This is a genomic window from Actomonas aquatica, from assembly GCF_019679435.2.
GTDB classification, from domain to species: Bacteria; Verrucomicrobiota; Verrucomicrobiia; order Opitutales; family Opitutaceae; genus Actomonas; species Actomonas aquatica.
Map to the genome: position 1 here is coordinate 4,145,969 of NZ_CP139781.1, position 15,214 is coordinate 4,161,182.

Consider the following 15,214-nt stretch of genomic DNA (forward strand, 5'->3'; position numbering starts at 1 on the left):
GCGGCCAAGGTCCCGCGACGTGCGATCGCCAAAAAAATTCTAACGGAAACGTCACGCTCGCCCGTTTCCCCCGGGCAGTGGCCGCAATGGCGCACTGTCTTCGACCTATGAACTTGCTCCGCTTCTTCCGATCCGCTCCCTCGGGTCTTCGCCGGCTTTGCCCGATCGTCGGTGTGGCTCTCGCCCTTGTTCTGTCGGCTTTTGCTGCTGACGAGGAACCGACTCAATCTTTCGACCTGCCGGCGGCTCCCGCCGGTGAGGCGCTCAAAGTGCTCGCGGCCCAGTCTGGTCGGGAGCTCATCTTTCAACCCAGTGTCGTGCGCGGTGTCAGCACGCCGGAACTCAAGGGCGTGTTTACGGTGCGGCAGGCATTGGCGGCTCTGCTGGCGGATACCGAATTGGAGGCCGTGTTTGACGAGGAGACCGGGGCCATTGCCATCGTGCGGCGCAAGGTGCCGCCGGGGACCCGGAGCACGGCGCGCAATGATGACGGCACGCTTGCCCTGGATACCTATACTGTCGAAGCGACCAAGATCGATGGCACCATCAATCGCGGTCTGCTGCAGGCCGGGGAAAATGCGCCGCTCTACCACGACGTGATCAGCCGGGTGGATATCGAGCGTATGGGGGTCTCCAGTCTCGAGGAACTTTTCCGTTACCTGCCGCAGACCTCATCGGTCACGACGGCCCTACAGACTGCCGGCAATAATACGGGCACCTCAGGCGGGCTGACGGCCCGCTATTCGACGATTGGTCTGCGAGGCTTCAACTCCGCGCAAACCGTGATTCTGGTGAACGGACGCGCGATGCCGCGCACCGGGTTGACGGATGTTGGAGGTGCTGACCTCGGGCGCATTCCGCTCGCCGCCGTCGAACGGGTGGAGGTGCTGCCGTCCTCCGGCTCGGCCATTTACGGGGCGGGGGCGCTGGGCGGTGCGATCAACATCATTTTGCGCAAGGAATACGCGGGTCGTGATCTGACGACCTACATCGGCACCTCCACCGAAGGCGGCGCAACGGAGATGCGCTTCACCTACCTCGAAGGGCTGCGCTTTAACGAAGGCCGGACCGGTCTCACCATGACCTTGAGTTATCACCATCGCGACGCGCTGCGTTTGGAGGATCGCGACTATCTCGACCGTGCTCTGCAGCGCTACGGTCCGGACTCCACGCTCACCAACGCTCAGGGCGAACTCTACTTCGAACGCCTGATGTTGCAGGCCTACGCCGGGGCGCCTGGCACGATCTTGATCGGTTCCGGCGCGGCGGCGTCTGACCTCGGTATCCCCGGCGCCGACGGCGTGCGTTTCGCGTCGATCCCGGCGGGCACGACTCCCGAAGAATCGTTTCAGCTCACGCCGGCCGATTTCACCGCTACGGCTGGTGTGCCCAACCTTGAATCACGCTATGGTCGGACCGTCATCTACCAGCCCACCGAAGCCTTCAGCTTCAACGCCATTTTGGAACACGAGTTCCTGCCGGATCGGCTCGACGGCTACGTTGAATTCACCGTCGGCCGCAACGGCCAGAACTACTCTGCGCCGCAGAACTTTTCCGTGGCGCTTTCCGCGACCGATCCGCTCAACCCCTTCCGCACCGATGTGACGCCGGGCTTTGTCGGCCGACCGATCACCTTGTTTCTCGATCTGCCCGACCTGCCGGATCCGGAGTATGACACGCAGTATGATTCGGCCCGCATCGTGGCCGGCCTCAAAGGCCAGATCACCGAGACTTGGGAGTGGTCGATTGACGGCACCTTTGACTACAGCGACAGCGACGTGCACAGCACCAGCGCCGAGGCCAACCTCACCAATCTCACCGCGCTCTCGCCCTACACCGATCAGGGGCCGCAGGCCGCGCCGGAAACCCGCCGCGCCATCTATCCGATCTTTGCCGATCACGACCTGTATCCGGTCAGCGAGGCGGTGGTGGCAGACTACTTCGGTTACGACCGCCACTCGTTCAGCGAGAGTGAGCAGGCGGAGGTCAACGCCCGTTTGCTGGGGGAGGTTTTCCGCCTGCCGGGTGGCCCGGTGCGTGCCTCCGCCGTGGCCAAGTATTCAGATTGGACCTACGACAGCGGCCAGGCCTATCTTTACAGCAACGGCTACTACGAAGCGATCAACGGTGTGCCGTTTACGTCCAGCCCAAGCTCCAGCGAAGCCAGTCGTGAAGCCATCTACGGCGCGGTCGAGTTGAGCGTGCCGGTCTTCGGGCCGGACTGGCACCCGATTCCGTTCATTGAGGCTTGGGATATTCAGGCGAGCCTCTCCCGCGAGGAGAACACTTCGGAGGGGGTGGACTCCAACGGCGATCTGTTTGCCAACGAGCAGTCGGCCAACAGCAACGTCGTCGCGACCAAGATCCAGTTCACCCCCGACATCGCGATACGCGGTTCCTACTCGGAGGGGTTTTATCCGCCCAACTGGGATGACGTGAGCCTGCCCGAGAGCGAGTTCATGCTGCCGGGTTTTTTCCCGGATCCCGCACGCGGCAATACGATGCAGTTCACGCCGATGATGACGATCAAGCAGGGCGGCAACCCCGGCCTTGAGCCGGAGACGGCCGAGTCGTGGAACGCGGGTCTGATTCTCACACCGCGCTTTTGGCCGGACTTCTCCCTCAACCTCGATTTCTGGCGCATCGAGAAAAGCAACGCCATCGTCTTCTCCTCGTTTGTGGACATCATCGCCAACCCCGAGGCTTTTGGCTTCCTGATCACTCGCGAAGCGCCGACGGCGGACGAGGCCGCCATGGGCTGGCTCGGGCGTATCACGGCGGTGGATGCGCGCGCCTTCAACGCCTCGATCACTCGCACCGAAGGCGTGGACATCCGCCTGCACTACCTGCTGCGGGCCGGCGATATCGGCGATTTCTCCTTCAAGGCCAATGCGACCTTCACCAACAACTTTGAACTGCTCGCCACGCCTACCGCTCCGATGGTGGATCAAGTGGGCGGTGCGGGGCCGGCCCACTGGCGCGGCAACGCCGCAGTGACCTGGCAACGCAACCGCTGGTCCGCCACACTCACCGGTCGTTACCTCGACAGTCGTTATGGCCCTACCACCGATCCGTCGCCCAGTTATCCGGGCGCGTATCCAATTGATGGGCACAAACGGCCCTCGATCCTCACCGCCGACGTGCAGCTGAGTTACGAGCATCCCTACGCCACGGGTTCCCGCAATTGGTTCCAGGGCACCAAGTGGACGCTGGGGGCGCTGAACGTGACCAACGAGGCCCCGAGTTTCGTGACCGACGGACTGTCCTTCTACGATCGGGCCGCTGACCCGCGGCAACGCTTCGTCTACGTGCAGATCAAAAAATCCCTCTGAACGACGCCTCAGCCAACCACACAATGATCCCTCCTTTTTCGTTTCTTTTTCGCCGATCTTTCGCCGCCGCGATTGCGGTCCTGGGGCTGGTGTTGGGCTCCGGGACCGCGGTCGCCGGCGAGTCCGCCGAGGCGGACCTTGCCACCCTGCGTGAGCTGATGAGTCCGGAGCGTCCGCCGGACCTGACGCCACGTGAGAATTACCTGTGGTTTGACCAAGTCACGCGACGCGTCAGTGCCGCCGCCCTCGCATTTTTGGAGGAGTATCCAGAAGATCCGTTGCGGTGGGAGGTGGCGTTGATTCTACAGCAACGGCGGTTCCAGCCCCGCTACGTCATCTCGATCGATGAATCGTATCCGGAAGGTGGTGAATCTGCGGTGCATCGGGATGAGGCGGCGGAGGCGGCCTTTGAGGCCAAAGTTGTGGCGATCGAGGCCGAGTTGCGGGCTGCCACCGATGCACCGGAGCACGTCCGCGAGCAGTTGGCCTTTCATGATCTGAATCCCAAGTTCTTCCCGGCTTACGAAGCGCTGCGAGCGGGAGAAGAACCGGATCTGTCGACGCTGGAGCCGGCCTTCCGGGCCTTTCTGGCGGAGTGGCCGAACAGCGAAACCGGCCGCGGGATGTTGCCGACTTTTGTGAACCTGAAGATGAAGACAGCGGCAGCGCCCACCGAGGAGGAGGTGCTGCAGGCCTTCGCCGAAAGTCCCAATCGGCACGCCCGGGCTTACGTGCGCGACCGATTGCGATTCTTTGAGTTGAGTCAGAAACCCTTCGAGCTCGCCTTCACCGCCATCGACGGTCGGGAGGTCGACCTGACTGACCTGCGCGGCAAAGTGGTGCTGATCGACTTCTGGGCCACCTGGTGTGGCCCGTGCATCGCCGAGCTGCCCAATGTGAAGCAGGTGTATGCCGACTATCACGACAAAGGTTTCGAGATCATCAGCATCTCACTGGACCAAGAGAAGGATCGGCAAAAATTCATCGATCTGGTGGCGGCGGAAGCGGTCACTTGGCCGCAGCGCTTCGAGGGCAAGGGCTGGAACGACCCCCTGGTGAAGACATGGACGGTGAGCGGCATCCCCGCGATGTTCCTGCTCGATCAGAACGGCATGCTGGTTTCGACCAACGCCCGCGGGCCGAAGTTGGAGGCCGAAGTGAAGCGGCTGCTCGAGCTCTGACTGGCGACGGCACTGACGGTGAGCGCACCCCGGGCGGATCGGTGGTGCGCCAGCGTTGACTTGCCAGCGGAGGCTCAGGTGCTACGCAAGCAAGTGACATGCAAACACGCCCCTTTGGGAACACCGGCCGCGCGGTCGGAGAAATCGGTCTTGGCACCTGGCAGCTCGGCGCAAATTGGGGAGATGTCTCCGAGGAAGACGCCATCGAGACGCTGCGCACGGCTGTCGAGGGCGGCGTGACGTTTTTGGATACGGCCGATGTCTACGGCGCGGGCCGCAGCGAAACGATCATCGGCGAGTTCCTGAGCGACCATTGCGACGATCCGGACGACTTGTTTGTCGCCACCAAGCTGGGCCGCGGCAGCGAGCCGGGCTGGCCGCTGAACTTCACGCGGGCGGCGGTGCGCGAGCACACCGAAGAGTCGTTGGAGCGACTCGGCATCGACGCGCTCGATCTCACGCAATTGCACTGTGTGCCGACCGAGGAGCTCAAAAAAGGCGAGCTCTTCGGCTGGCTCGACGAGCTCAAGGACGAGGGCAAAATCAAGGCCTACGGCGCGAGCGTGGAGTCGATGGAGGAAGCGTTGTTCTGCCTCGAAGACGGTCGGGTGAACTCGCTGCAGATCATCTTTAACGTGCTGCGGCAGAAGCCCGCCACGGTGCTCTTTGAGAAGGCCAAAGCGGCCAACGTCGGCCTCATCGTGCGCCTGCCGCTCAACAGCGGATTGCTCGGCGGCAAGATGTCGAAATACACCACCTTCGCGGCCGATGATCACCGCAATTTCAACCGCGATGGGCAGGCCTTTAATGTGGGTGAAACCTTCGGTGGTCTGCCGTTTGAGACCGGGCTCGAGATCATCGAGGAGCTGCGTCCGCTGGTGCCGGAAGGTTACACCATGGCCGAGTTTGCACTGCGCTGGATCCTCGATCACGACGCGGTGAGTGTGGTCATCCCGGGCGCCCGGAACCCGGCGCAGGTGAAGTCCAACCTCGCCGCCGCCGCGCTTGATCCGCTCTCGCCCGAGCTGCACGAAAAGCTGGCCGAGTTCTACCGCGCCCAAGTCGCCGAACACATCCGTGGCCCCTACTGAGGTCGGGGCGCGGTGCGCAGGCGGATTTCGCCTTCCGGCAAGACGTCGACGATGCGCAATTCCAGCGCAGCCGGATCGACGTCCCAATCGACAGGCAATTGCAGGGAAAACGTGCCGCGCAGCCCGATGCTGAGGTTGGTGAAGTGCGACGGGCCCGTGCTAAGTTTAACGATCCATGCGCGGCGGGCGGAGTGATCGACCCAGACCCACATGGGCGGCCGTTGATGGGAGATGCGAGACTGTCGACTGGGGCGGGCGGCGGCAAAAAGTTCAAGGGTAACGCCGGGGCCGCCGATCACCTCGGTGTCGCCGGTGATGCGGACACGGAGCGTGTCGGTTTCCAGGGCGGAACCGAGGTGGCCGGGCAGGGTGCCGAGCACCTCCAAGCGCAGTCGGGCGAGCTTGGCGGAGACTTGGTCAGGGGCATCGGAAACCGCAGCCGCGGGGTCGGCGATTTCCAGAGTGGCGAGGTAGGGCAGGGCTTGCGTCTGCTCGATGGTGTAGCCGGGCAGTCCGAGCTGCTCGGCGATGCCGGGCGAAGGCAGGAGGAGATTGTCGTCGAACTCGCTGCGCCGGTCTTCGGCTTGGGTCGGCAGCGCGCGGATTTCGTTGAGCTGCCAAACGGCGTGTGGATCGAGTCCCGCAAAATTGATCTCCGTCGTCCGATACTTGTCGGAGTAGTAGGGCTGGGGCGGGGTGGCCGTCATGGTCGCGTCGCCCACCGGTAAGCGGGGCAAATCGTTTGGGTTGGCGGGCAGGATCGTTTCGAGCAACGCCAGGCCCGCGACGTAGCCGCCGATGATCAGCAGGTGTTGGCGCGTGCGGGGTCGGCGGTATTGCCGGAGGGTGAGACCGACGGCGAGCACAACGGTGCTGATGGCGACCAGCCAGCCCACGATGGGGCTGTAATCGAATAACTGAACCGACCGGTGCGACCGCATGCTCACCAGGCCCACGGTCAACGCCAGCGGCATCCCCACAAAAATTCCCACGGTTGCGCCGAGGAAGTGGCGACTGGTGCGGCAAAGCGACGCAACCAAGAGCAGCAAGAAAAAGAAGAGGGCGTGCAGAGCACCGGATTGAGCGATGCGGGCGGCGAGGTCGGAGATGGGCCAGGATTGCCCGCCCTGAGCGGTCAACACGCCGGCCACGGCCGGAACGAGGACCAGCACGACGGCGCCGGTGAGCATTTTGGCGACCGCCACCCATTCGCCGCGGAGGGGACGCACGCGCCAGGCAGCGCGGAGCTCGGCGCTGGGATGGTTGAAGGCCAACAGGCTGAGGAGAATGAGCCACACGACGCCCCAGGAGAGGGCGATTATCCCGGTGAGCCAGGTCAGGGCGTCTTCCGGACCGGTGGCGAGTCCGGCCTGCAGTCGGGCGTAGGCCCAGAGCACGGCGATCCAGGCGGGTAGCAACCAGCGGAAGAGCCGCCAGTCCTCGGCGAGGGTGAAGCGGAGTGTATTCATACGATGGTTACAGGGGGCGGGAGCGTCGGTTGGGGGCCGCGCACGAGGGCGAGGTAGATGTCGCGCAAAGGCAGCGCCGTGGCGGTGGCTTCTGGCGGAGAGGTGGCGGGGTCGAACTGCGGGTCGATGTAGCTCACGCTGCCATCCTCATGGCGTTGCACCTGCCAGACGTGTGGCGGCGGTTCACCAAAGGGTTGGGTGACGCGACGAAAACGGGCCCGCAGGGACTCGATTTCGGTTTCGAGCCGGAGGTGACCGCGACGGATCCAGAGCAGGCGATCGGCGAGGGTTTCGACGTCGCTGATCTCGTGCGAAGAGACGAGCACCGTGGTGCCGTCTTCGGCAACGAGATCGACGAGTTGTTGCACCACCTGATCGCGGGTGACGAGGTCGAGTCCGCTGAAGGGTTCATCGAGCACCAGCAGTTCGGGGCGGTAGGGCAACACGCTGGCGAGGTGGGCCTTCATGCGCTGGCCGCGGGAAAGGGTGGTGAGACGCTGGTGGCGAGGCAGCTCCAGCGCATCGACGATGCGGCGTTCGAGCTGGCGGTCCCACTGCGGGTAGAGTGAACGCCAGCGGGCGAGCAGCGTGTCGACCGTGAGGGCGCGGTGGTGCTGGAGGTCCTCGCTCACGTAGCCAATGCGCGCCCACTCGCGCGGGCCGAGTTGGCGGTGGTCGACGCCGAAGATCGTCGCGTGGCCGTAGCTGGCGGGCAGCAGTCCGAGCATAAGGCGCAACGCGGTGGTTTTGCCGGCACCGTTGGCACCGCAGATCACACTGACCGAGCCGGCCGGGAAGTGGCCCGAAAATTGGGCGACGGCAGTGTAACGACCGAAGCGGCGGGTGAGCTGGTGGGCGGTGAGCGGGCTCATGGCCGGGCGGCTTTGGCGGCCGGGGTGTCGGTCGGCGTGGGGTCGAACTCACCACCGAGACGTTGCCAGTGTTTGCGCAAGGCGGCTTCGACCTCGCTGAGTTTGATGCCGGTTTTGCGGGCCTCGATCACGACGCGTTCGAGGTCGGGTCCGAGCACGGAGGCCTTTTCGGCGCGAGTGCCGGTGATGGCTTCGGCGACGGTGGTGCCGACGGCGGGGGTGGAGATGAGGATCCCCTCCTGCTGGAGTTGGCCCACGATCTTGCGGGCGGTGTTGGGGTTGACCCGCAGGGCTTGGCTCAGCTGGCGGACGGAGGGAAACCGTTCACCGGGCAACAGGCGGCCGGTGAGCACGGCCTTCTTCACGGCCTGCACCACCTGTTCCGTGATGGGCAGACCCGGTTTGAGGTCGACGGGGAAGGGTAGCATGCTGTGCTAGATGAGATAGCACAGGTAACACGGCAAGTCGAATTGCTGGCGGATTGAAAAATGGGGCGAAGTGCGTCGCGGGTGGGGAGGGGCAATGTTACGATTTGCGGCGGAGGGTGGCTTCGGGTTTGCGCCGGAGGTGGGCGGGGCCCTAGCCCTGAGGGTCACGACGATGCGGAGCCGTTTTATCAAGTTGGTCGAGGAGGGGAGCCTGACGTTTACGCAGGTGTGCGCGCGCTTTGGGATCTCGCGCAAGACCGGCTACAAGTGGCTCAAGCGTTTCCGCGAGCAGGGGGATGCGGGGCTGCACGAGTTGAGTCGGGCGCCGTTGCAACACGGGCGGCGGGTGGCACCGGCGATCGAGCGCGCGGTGCGGGCGGTGCTGGAACGGCATCCGGAGTGGAGCGATGGCAAGGTGCGCGCGGCTTTGGCGGCGGACGGACTCGAGCCCCTGCCGGCGCTGGGCACGATCGAGGCGATTCGGCAGCGACCGGAACGCGGGCGAGTGGCGGTCGATGCGTCGCGCCTGCAGGTCAACGATGTCTGGCGCTTGGTGGTGGGGCCGGCGTCGGTGGCGTTTGGCGTGAATCACCGCGGGTATGCGTTGTGGGATGAGGCAACGGGATTTGTGCTGGCGGCGGATGTGTTGCCGGAGGACGGCGAGGGCGGGCGGCGGACATTGGTCCGACGGGCGTGCGCGCAACATGGTTTGCCGACGCGGCTGCGTTGGCCGGTGGAGGCACTGCTGGAGGAAGCGGGGACGCTGGGGTATCACACGCCGGAGACGGTCGAATTGATGCGCCAAGGCGTGCAGGTTGAGTTCGTGGCGGAGGCGGTGGTTCTGCCGGTGGCGAACGTGAATGCGGAGGCGGACGAGGCGGTGTGGGGCGCGCTGCGGGAGCGTTTGCGTCATTTGCCGGCGGGCGCGGACCTGGGTGGTCTGGGGCGACGGGCCGGGGGCGAATCGCGGGAGGTGGGTGAGGCAGTTTTTGTGCGGGAGTGGCGTGAGTCGTTGCCGCGTTGGCGGGGGCGCTTGAGTGCGTGGGCAGACGGTCACAACGCGGGCGCGCGCGATGCGGCCGGGGCGTTGACCGGGCCGGCGACGCGTTATCGGCCGAGCCGTCGGGGGTGGCGTGAGGCGGGGGCGGTGGCGGCGGACGCGGGAGCGGCGGAGTCCACGCGCCGTGTTTCGGAGAAGGGGCTGTTGCATTTTGAGGGGCAGCGTTGGCTGTTGGGTCGGGCCTTTGCGGGGTGCGACGTGGAGCTGAGTGCGTTGCCGGAGACTGGGCGCTGGCGGGTGAGTTTTGCCGGGCAGGCGTTGGGTTGGCTGGAGTCGGCTGACGCGCTCGACGGCGATGAATGGGGGCCGCCGCAGCGGGTGCGCGCGCTGGAGGTGGTTACGGCCAACGCAAAGATCAGGTGACGGCGCGGTCTTGGCTTTGACCTGCGTCGGCGGAAGGAGGCAGATCGGAGCGATGTCGTTTCGAAACCTCGTTTGTGTGTTTCTGTGGATGAGCTCCCTGGTCTGGGGCGCGGAGCATACGGGGGACCCGGGTGACGGCGGATGGCAGTTTGAAGAACTGCGCCGCTGGCCGGCGGAGGAGGCGCGGCAGGGCGTCGCGGTCGACGCACAGTCGTTTTACGTGATCAGCAACTATCTCATCGGTCGTTACGACAAGGTGAGTGGCGAGCGCACCGCGCAGTGGGCGTCGGCCGAAGGCGGGCCGTTCATTCACCTGAATGCCGCGGTGGTGTGGGAGGGTGAGTTGTGGGGGGCGCACTCCAATTACCCGACGGTGCCGATGGCGAGTTCGGTGGAAGTCTGGTCGCTCGATTCGCTGGAGCATCGGCGCTCGATTGCGTTGGGCGTGGCGACCGGATCACTGGTGTGGATGGATCGACGGGGCGACCGCTGGTGGGCGTGTTTTGCCAATTATGATGGCAAGGGCGGCGTGCCGGGGCGTGATGCGCGCTGGAGTGAGTTGGTGGAGTTTGATCACGAATGGCGGCGACTGCGGGGCTTTGTTTTTCCGGCGGAGTTGGTGGAGCGCATGGACGGTTACAGTGCCTCGGGCAGCGTGCCGGCCGGGCCGGGAGCCTGGTGGGTCGCGGGGCACCACGTGCCCGAACTTTACCGCGTGGAATTGCCGGAGGCGGGCGCGACGCTGCGTTGGACCGCAACGGTGAGCACCACGATTCCCGGGCAGGCGCTGGGCTTGGATCCGGAAGACCCGGAGCTCCTCTACGGCATCGATCGCAAGACGCGGGAAGTGATCGTGGGGCGGCTGCGGAAGGTGCGTTGAGGTCTGTTTTGCGGTGTTACCGATGTAATAATAACACTGGTAACGGCGAGCCCGCGGGACAGGGAATGGAGGGCGATTGAAACGGCTGAAATAAGGGGAGGAGGTGTCGTTTGGGTGTCAGCCAAGTGACATTGGCAACGATAGCGTGACAGCCTTCAGAACCGTTTGACGAGGGTAGTAAAAGGCAGGCAAACGGGCTGCGAATTCCTGACCCGTTATGCGTTTCTTATCACTCTCCCCCCAACGCCTGCGCGAACGAATCGCCGTGGGCCTTTGTTGCTTGTTCACGGCTGGAGCCGTTTCCGCTGAATCGCTCACCGGCCTGGTGCGTGATGCCAATAACCAGAGTTTTCTCGTCGGTGCGCGGGTGTCGGTCGACGGCACTGGCCGCGCGGCCACGACGGACCGTGAAGGCCGTTTTACGATGCGTGATCTGGCGCCGGGCACCTACACGGTGACGGTGGATTATCTCGGCTACGACACGGTGAGCCAGACGGTGGTGGTGCCCAATGGCGCTGATGCCGCGGTCGACTTCAGCGTCGGCGGCGAGGTGCTCGAGATGGCGGCCTTTGTGGTTGAAGGTAACCGCGAAGGTCAGGCCAAGGCGCTGCAGCAGAAGCGCGTGTCGGCCAACCTCGTGGACCTCATCGCGGCCGACAACATCGGCAAGCTGCCCGACGGCAACGCCGCCGAAGCCGTGCGTCGTCTGCCCGGCGTGGTGGCGGAAATCGACCAGGGGGAAGGTCGCTTCATCGTGGTGCGCGGCATCGATTCCGCGCTCAACAACGTGACCATCAACGGTCAGGTCGTCGGCTCACCCGATGGCGGCACCCGCGCGGTGGCGATGGATGCGGTGCCGGCCGATTTGATCAGCCGCATCGAGGTGATCAAAGCGGTCACGCCGGACATGGATCACAACGCGATCGGCGCGTCGGTGAACATCGTGACGCCGAGCGCGTTCGACCGCGACGAAGCCTTTGCTTCGGCCAAGTTCTCCACCGGCATCAACGCCAAGAGTGATCGCGCCTCCTATGATGGCGCCGTGTCCTACGGTTCGCGTCTTGCGGACGAGCGTTGGGGCATCGTGGTGGGCGCCAGTTATTCGTATCGCCGCTACGCTTCGGACCTCGCCAGTGTCGGCGCCTGGGTCGACCGCAACGGCTATTACGTGCCCTCTGGTTACACGCTCTTCGACTATGATGTGGAGCGCCAACGCGGCGGCGTGAATGCCGGCGTGGAGTTTCGCCCGACCGACGGACGCAGCTTCTATCTGCGCAGCAGTTTCAACACGTTCCAGGACGACGAAGGTCGCAACCAGGTCGACTACGACTTCAACCGAGGCACACTTTCCAACCAGACTGCCAACACCGGCGAGTGGTCGCAGGGGCGCGCCTCGCGCGAGTTTCGCAGCTACTTGCAACGAGCCCGGATCAACAGTGTGCAGGCGGGCACGGAGCTTGAGTTCGATCGCTCCACCTTCGACGCCAGTGTGACCGTGGGTCGCTCCGAGCGCATCACGCCGCGTCGCGTGGACTGGGAATTCCGTTCGTCGTCCAGCGCCTTCCCGAGCAGCTACGACACGAGCACGCATCCGATTCCGACCCTCACGCCGAGCGATAATTTTTACGAGGCCTCCGCCTATCCCTTCCGCCGCGTGCGCCGTCGTTCGGATGCCGAGGTGGAGGACTTGGTGAGCGCCGAACTCAACTTCAAGCGCGAGGCCGAGCTTCTCGGTGGCCATGGTTCCTGGAAGGTCGGCGCGCGCTGGCTTTCGCGCGACAAGTCGCTTGATCGGAATAATGAAAACTACACCGGCGCGACGAGTTTCAGCCTGTCCGAGCCGGGTCTCGCGGGCGGTGAACCGGACGACTTCATGGACGGCCAGGTGCAGTTTGGCGCCACGCTCGACAACCCGGCGCTGGAAGCGTTCTTCGCCAACAATCCCTCCTATTTCGAATACGATCCGGATGGCAGTCTCGCGAACTCCACCGAGTCCGACTTCGATGTCTCGGAAGATGTGATGGCCGCCTACGCAATGGCCGATGTGAGCTGGGGTCAGTTGACCGTGCTCGGCGGTGTGCGTCTGGAGGCCACCGAGGCTGACTACGCCGCCAACGAATTTGGCGAAGAAAACGGTTCGCCCATTTTCCGGCCCATCACCGGCAGCAACGACTACACCGATGTGATGCCCGGCCTGCACCTGCGTTACGCGTTCAGCGATCGCCTGCAGCTGCGCGCGTCGTGGACCAACACCATCGGCCGCCCGGCCTACGGCGATCTGGCGCCGGTGCGCGAGACCGAGGTGGAGCAGGTCACCGCCAACGAGTTCCAGGGCAGCATCAGCACGGGCAATCCGGATCTGAAACCCTATGAGTCGATGAACTTCGACGCGGGCCTCGAATACTTCCTCGACGGCGCCGGCATCCTCTCCGCGGCGGTTTTCCACAAGGAGATCGACAACCCGATCTACGGCAATTCGACCTCCCTTTTCGACACCACCTTCGAGGGGCGCTTTTATTCCCAACTCGGTCTGTCGCGGCCGGAGAACGGCGACTCCGGCAAGGTCACCGGTATCGAGCTCAACTACCAACAATACTTCACCTTCCTGCCGGGCCCGTTCAACGGCTTCGGGTTCTCGGCCAACTACACGTGGACCGACTCCGAGGTCACGATCTTCTCCCGCCCGGGGGAAAAGCTGCCCTTCTTCAAGCAGGCGGATGGCGCCGGCAACGTGGCGCTCTACTACGAGAAGTATGGGTGGGACGTGCGCCTCGCGCTCAACTACAGCGGCGAGTATCTCTCCGGAGTCGGCGGCGCAGCCGATCAGGACTTCTACGTCGATTCGCGCCTGTCGTGGGATTTCAAGATGTCCTACCGCATCAACGACCACTGGCAGGTTTACGGAGAGATGCTGAACATCTTCGAGGAGCCGCTGCGTGAATCCTGGGGCACGCAGCACTTCCTCGCCGGTCGCGAAATCTATTCCTGGAACGCCAAGCTCGGCGTGACCTGGCGCATGTAATTCCGGTCATCCCTCAACCTGCTGTCATCGTCATGTTGTTTTCGCTCGTTTCTCTCCGTCGTGGTTTGGCTCTGCTGCTCGCGCTCGCGCTCGCGGTCGCGTTGCCGTGGGTCGCGGCCAAAGATGAGGATGGTTATGCCCGCATCCTCCAGGGGCCTATGCTCGGCGCCGTCTCGCCCACCACCCAGCTCATCTGGGTGCGGGTGAGCCACCCGGGCGACGTGGCCGTCGTCTACGGCACGGACCCGTGGCTGGAGGCGGAGGACACGCGTATCAGCAAAACGGTGACAGCGGCCGATGGCGACGATCGCATCGTGAAGATCGAGCTCACCGGGCTCGCTCCCGCCACCACCTACCACTACCGCGTTCAGGTGGCTGGTCGGGTCGACAAATATGTGGCCGAACTGCCGGCGTGGAGTTTCCGCACCGCGCCGGCGGTCGGCACCCCGGCCGTCTTCCGGGTGGCCTTTGGCTCCTGTCTGCGCCTGCAGACTCAGCCGTCCGACCGGATCTGGACAGGGCTCGCGGCGTGGTCGCCGGATCTCTTCCTCTGGTTGGGCGACAACATCTACGGGGACTCCCGCGATCCGCACGTGCTGGCCGAGGAGTATCGCCGCATGCACGACGTGCAGCCGCTCAAACCGCTGTTGCGCAGTGTGCCGCAACTGGCGATCTGGGACGATCACGACTTCGGGCTGAACAACCACGACCGCACGCATCCCGAAAAGGCTGCGGCCTACACCGTGTTTCGCGACTACTGGGCCAACCCGGCCTTTGGCGAAGCGGGTAATCCGGCGGTGTATTTTCAATTCAACTACGGCGGCGTCGATTTCTTCATGCTCGACGTGCGCATGTATCGCGACCCCAACAAGGAGGATGTTGCGCACAAGACGATGCTCGGCGCGCGTCAGCTGGCCTGGCTCAAGGCCGGTCTGCAGGCGAGCACGGCACCGTTCAAGGTGCTCGTGAGCGGCAGTGGCTGGAGCGGATCCAAGGGCGAGCACGGCGATGCGTGGTCGGCCTTCTTGGAGGAGCGGGACGGTTTGTTTGATTTCCTGCGCGACGAAGAAATCGGCGGCGTGGTGCTGGTGTCGGGTGACACCCACCAGGGTGAACTCAACGCCATGCCGTGGTCGGACCGCGGCGGTTACGATCTCTACGAATTTGTCAGCTCCCCGCTGGGACAGCGTCCGTCGCAAAGCTGGGTGGTGCGCTACCCGGAGGTGCGCTTGCGGGCGGGTTACACGGCGTCGTCGAATGTCGGTGTGCTGGAGTTTGATTTGAGCGACGACGAGCCGCGGCTGCGTTTCGTGCTGGTCGATGAAAGTGGTCGTCGCGTGTGGACGCCGCTCGAGGTGCGGGCCGACGAGTTGCGCAACGGAGTGGTGTCGTGGCCGGAGAAAATCGATCCCGCCATGCAGGAAGCGCAGGCGCGGCGCGCGCAGGGTAAGCCCTACTTTCCGGCCCCGTGAGTGTCGCCACAGTTGAGCATCGCCGCGGGACGGCGGGAGTGCTT

The 15,214-nt window shown here is 64.4% G+C and carries 10 protein-coding genes; 7 read left to right on the forward strand and 3 right to left on the reverse strand.

The genetic code is table 11. From position 1 onward, the window contains the following. Window positions 1-107: 107 nt before the first annotated feature. The 3 genes from K1X11_RS15740 (at window position 108) to K1X11_RS15750 (ending at window position 5,604) form a co-directional block, all read left to right on the forward strand. Window positions 108-3,332: a TonB-dependent receptor gene (locus K1X11_RS15740; protein WP_221031196.1), complete on the forward strand. Its 3,225-nt coding sequence runs from the start codon at window positions 108-110 to the stop codon at window positions 3,330-3,332. A gap of 23 nt (window positions 3,333-3,355) precedes the next feature. Beyond that, window positions 3,356-4,513 carry a TlpA family protein disulfide reductase gene (locus tag K1X11_RS15745; RefSeq protein WP_221031197.1) on the forward strand — a complete coding sequence of 386 codons (1,158 nt, stop codon included), beginning with the start codon at window positions 3,356-3,358 and terminating at the stop codon, window positions 4,511-4,513. Between the two features lie 98 nt (window positions 4,514-4,611). Beyond that, window positions 4,612-5,604 (forward strand): aldo/keto reductase, encoded by a 993-nt coding sequence (locus tag K1X11_RS15750; protein WP_221031198.1) that lies wholly within the window; start codon window positions 4,612-4,614, stop codon window positions 5,602-5,604. On the opposite strand, the gene K1X11_RS15755 is transcribed toward K1X11_RS15750, so the two are convergent. From K1X11_RS15755 to K1X11_RS15765, 3 genes are read right to left on the reverse strand one after another with little or no spacing between them, the layout of a single operon-like run. Beyond that, window positions 5,598-7,073, reverse strand: coding sequence for a hypothetical protein (locus K1X11_RS15755; RefSeq protein ID WP_221031199.1), 1,476 nt, complete (start codon window positions 7,071-7,073; stop codon window positions 5,598-5,600). The genes K1X11_RS15750 and K1X11_RS15755 overlap by 7 nt on opposite strands. Then, the gene (locus tag K1X11_RS15760) at window positions 7,070-7,945 is read right to left on the reverse strand and encodes an ABC transporter ATP-binding protein (RefSeq protein WP_221031200.1); all 876 of its coding nucleotides are present in this window, start codon (window positions 7,943-7,945) and stop codon (window positions 7,070-7,072) included. The genes K1X11_RS15755 and K1X11_RS15760 overlap by 4 nt, the downstream gene beginning before the upstream one ends. After that, complete coding sequence (locus K1X11_RS15765; protein ID WP_221031201.1) at window positions 7,942-8,373, reverse strand: GntR family transcriptional regulator; 432 nt, start codon at window positions 8,371-8,373, stop codon at window positions 7,942-7,944. The genes K1X11_RS15760 and K1X11_RS15765 overlap by 4 nt, the downstream gene beginning before the upstream one ends. 172 nt (window positions 8,374-8,545) lie before the next feature. Between K1X11_RS15765 and K1X11_RS15770 the strand changes: the two genes are divergently transcribed. From K1X11_RS15770 to K1X11_RS15785, 4 genes are all read left to right on the forward strand, one after another. Then, window positions 8,546-9,796, forward strand: coding sequence for a helix-turn-helix domain-containing protein (locus K1X11_RS15770; protein ID WP_221031202.1), 1,251 nt, complete (start codon window positions 8,546-8,548; stop codon window positions 9,794-9,796). Window positions 9,797-9,884: 88 nt separating this feature from the next. Further along, window positions 9,885-10,676 carry a hypothetical protein gene (locus tag K1X11_RS15775; RefSeq protein ID WP_221031203.1) on the forward strand — a complete coding sequence of 264 codons (792 nt, stop codon included), beginning with the start codon at window positions 9,885-9,887 and terminating at the stop codon, window positions 10,674-10,676. A gap of 217 nt (window positions 10,677-10,893) precedes the next feature. Continuing rightward, entirely contained in the window at window positions 10,894-13,698 is a 2,805-nt protein-coding gene (locus K1X11_RS15780) for a TonB-dependent receptor (RefSeq protein WP_221031204.1), read from the forward strand. Window positions 13,699-13,730: 32 nt separating this feature from the next. After that, window positions 13,731-15,170, forward strand: coding sequence for an alkaline phosphatase D family protein (locus K1X11_RS15785; RefSeq protein ID WP_221031205.1), 1,440 nt, complete (start codon window positions 13,731-13,733; stop codon window positions 15,168-15,170). Window positions 15,171-15,214: the final 44 nt, after the last annotated feature.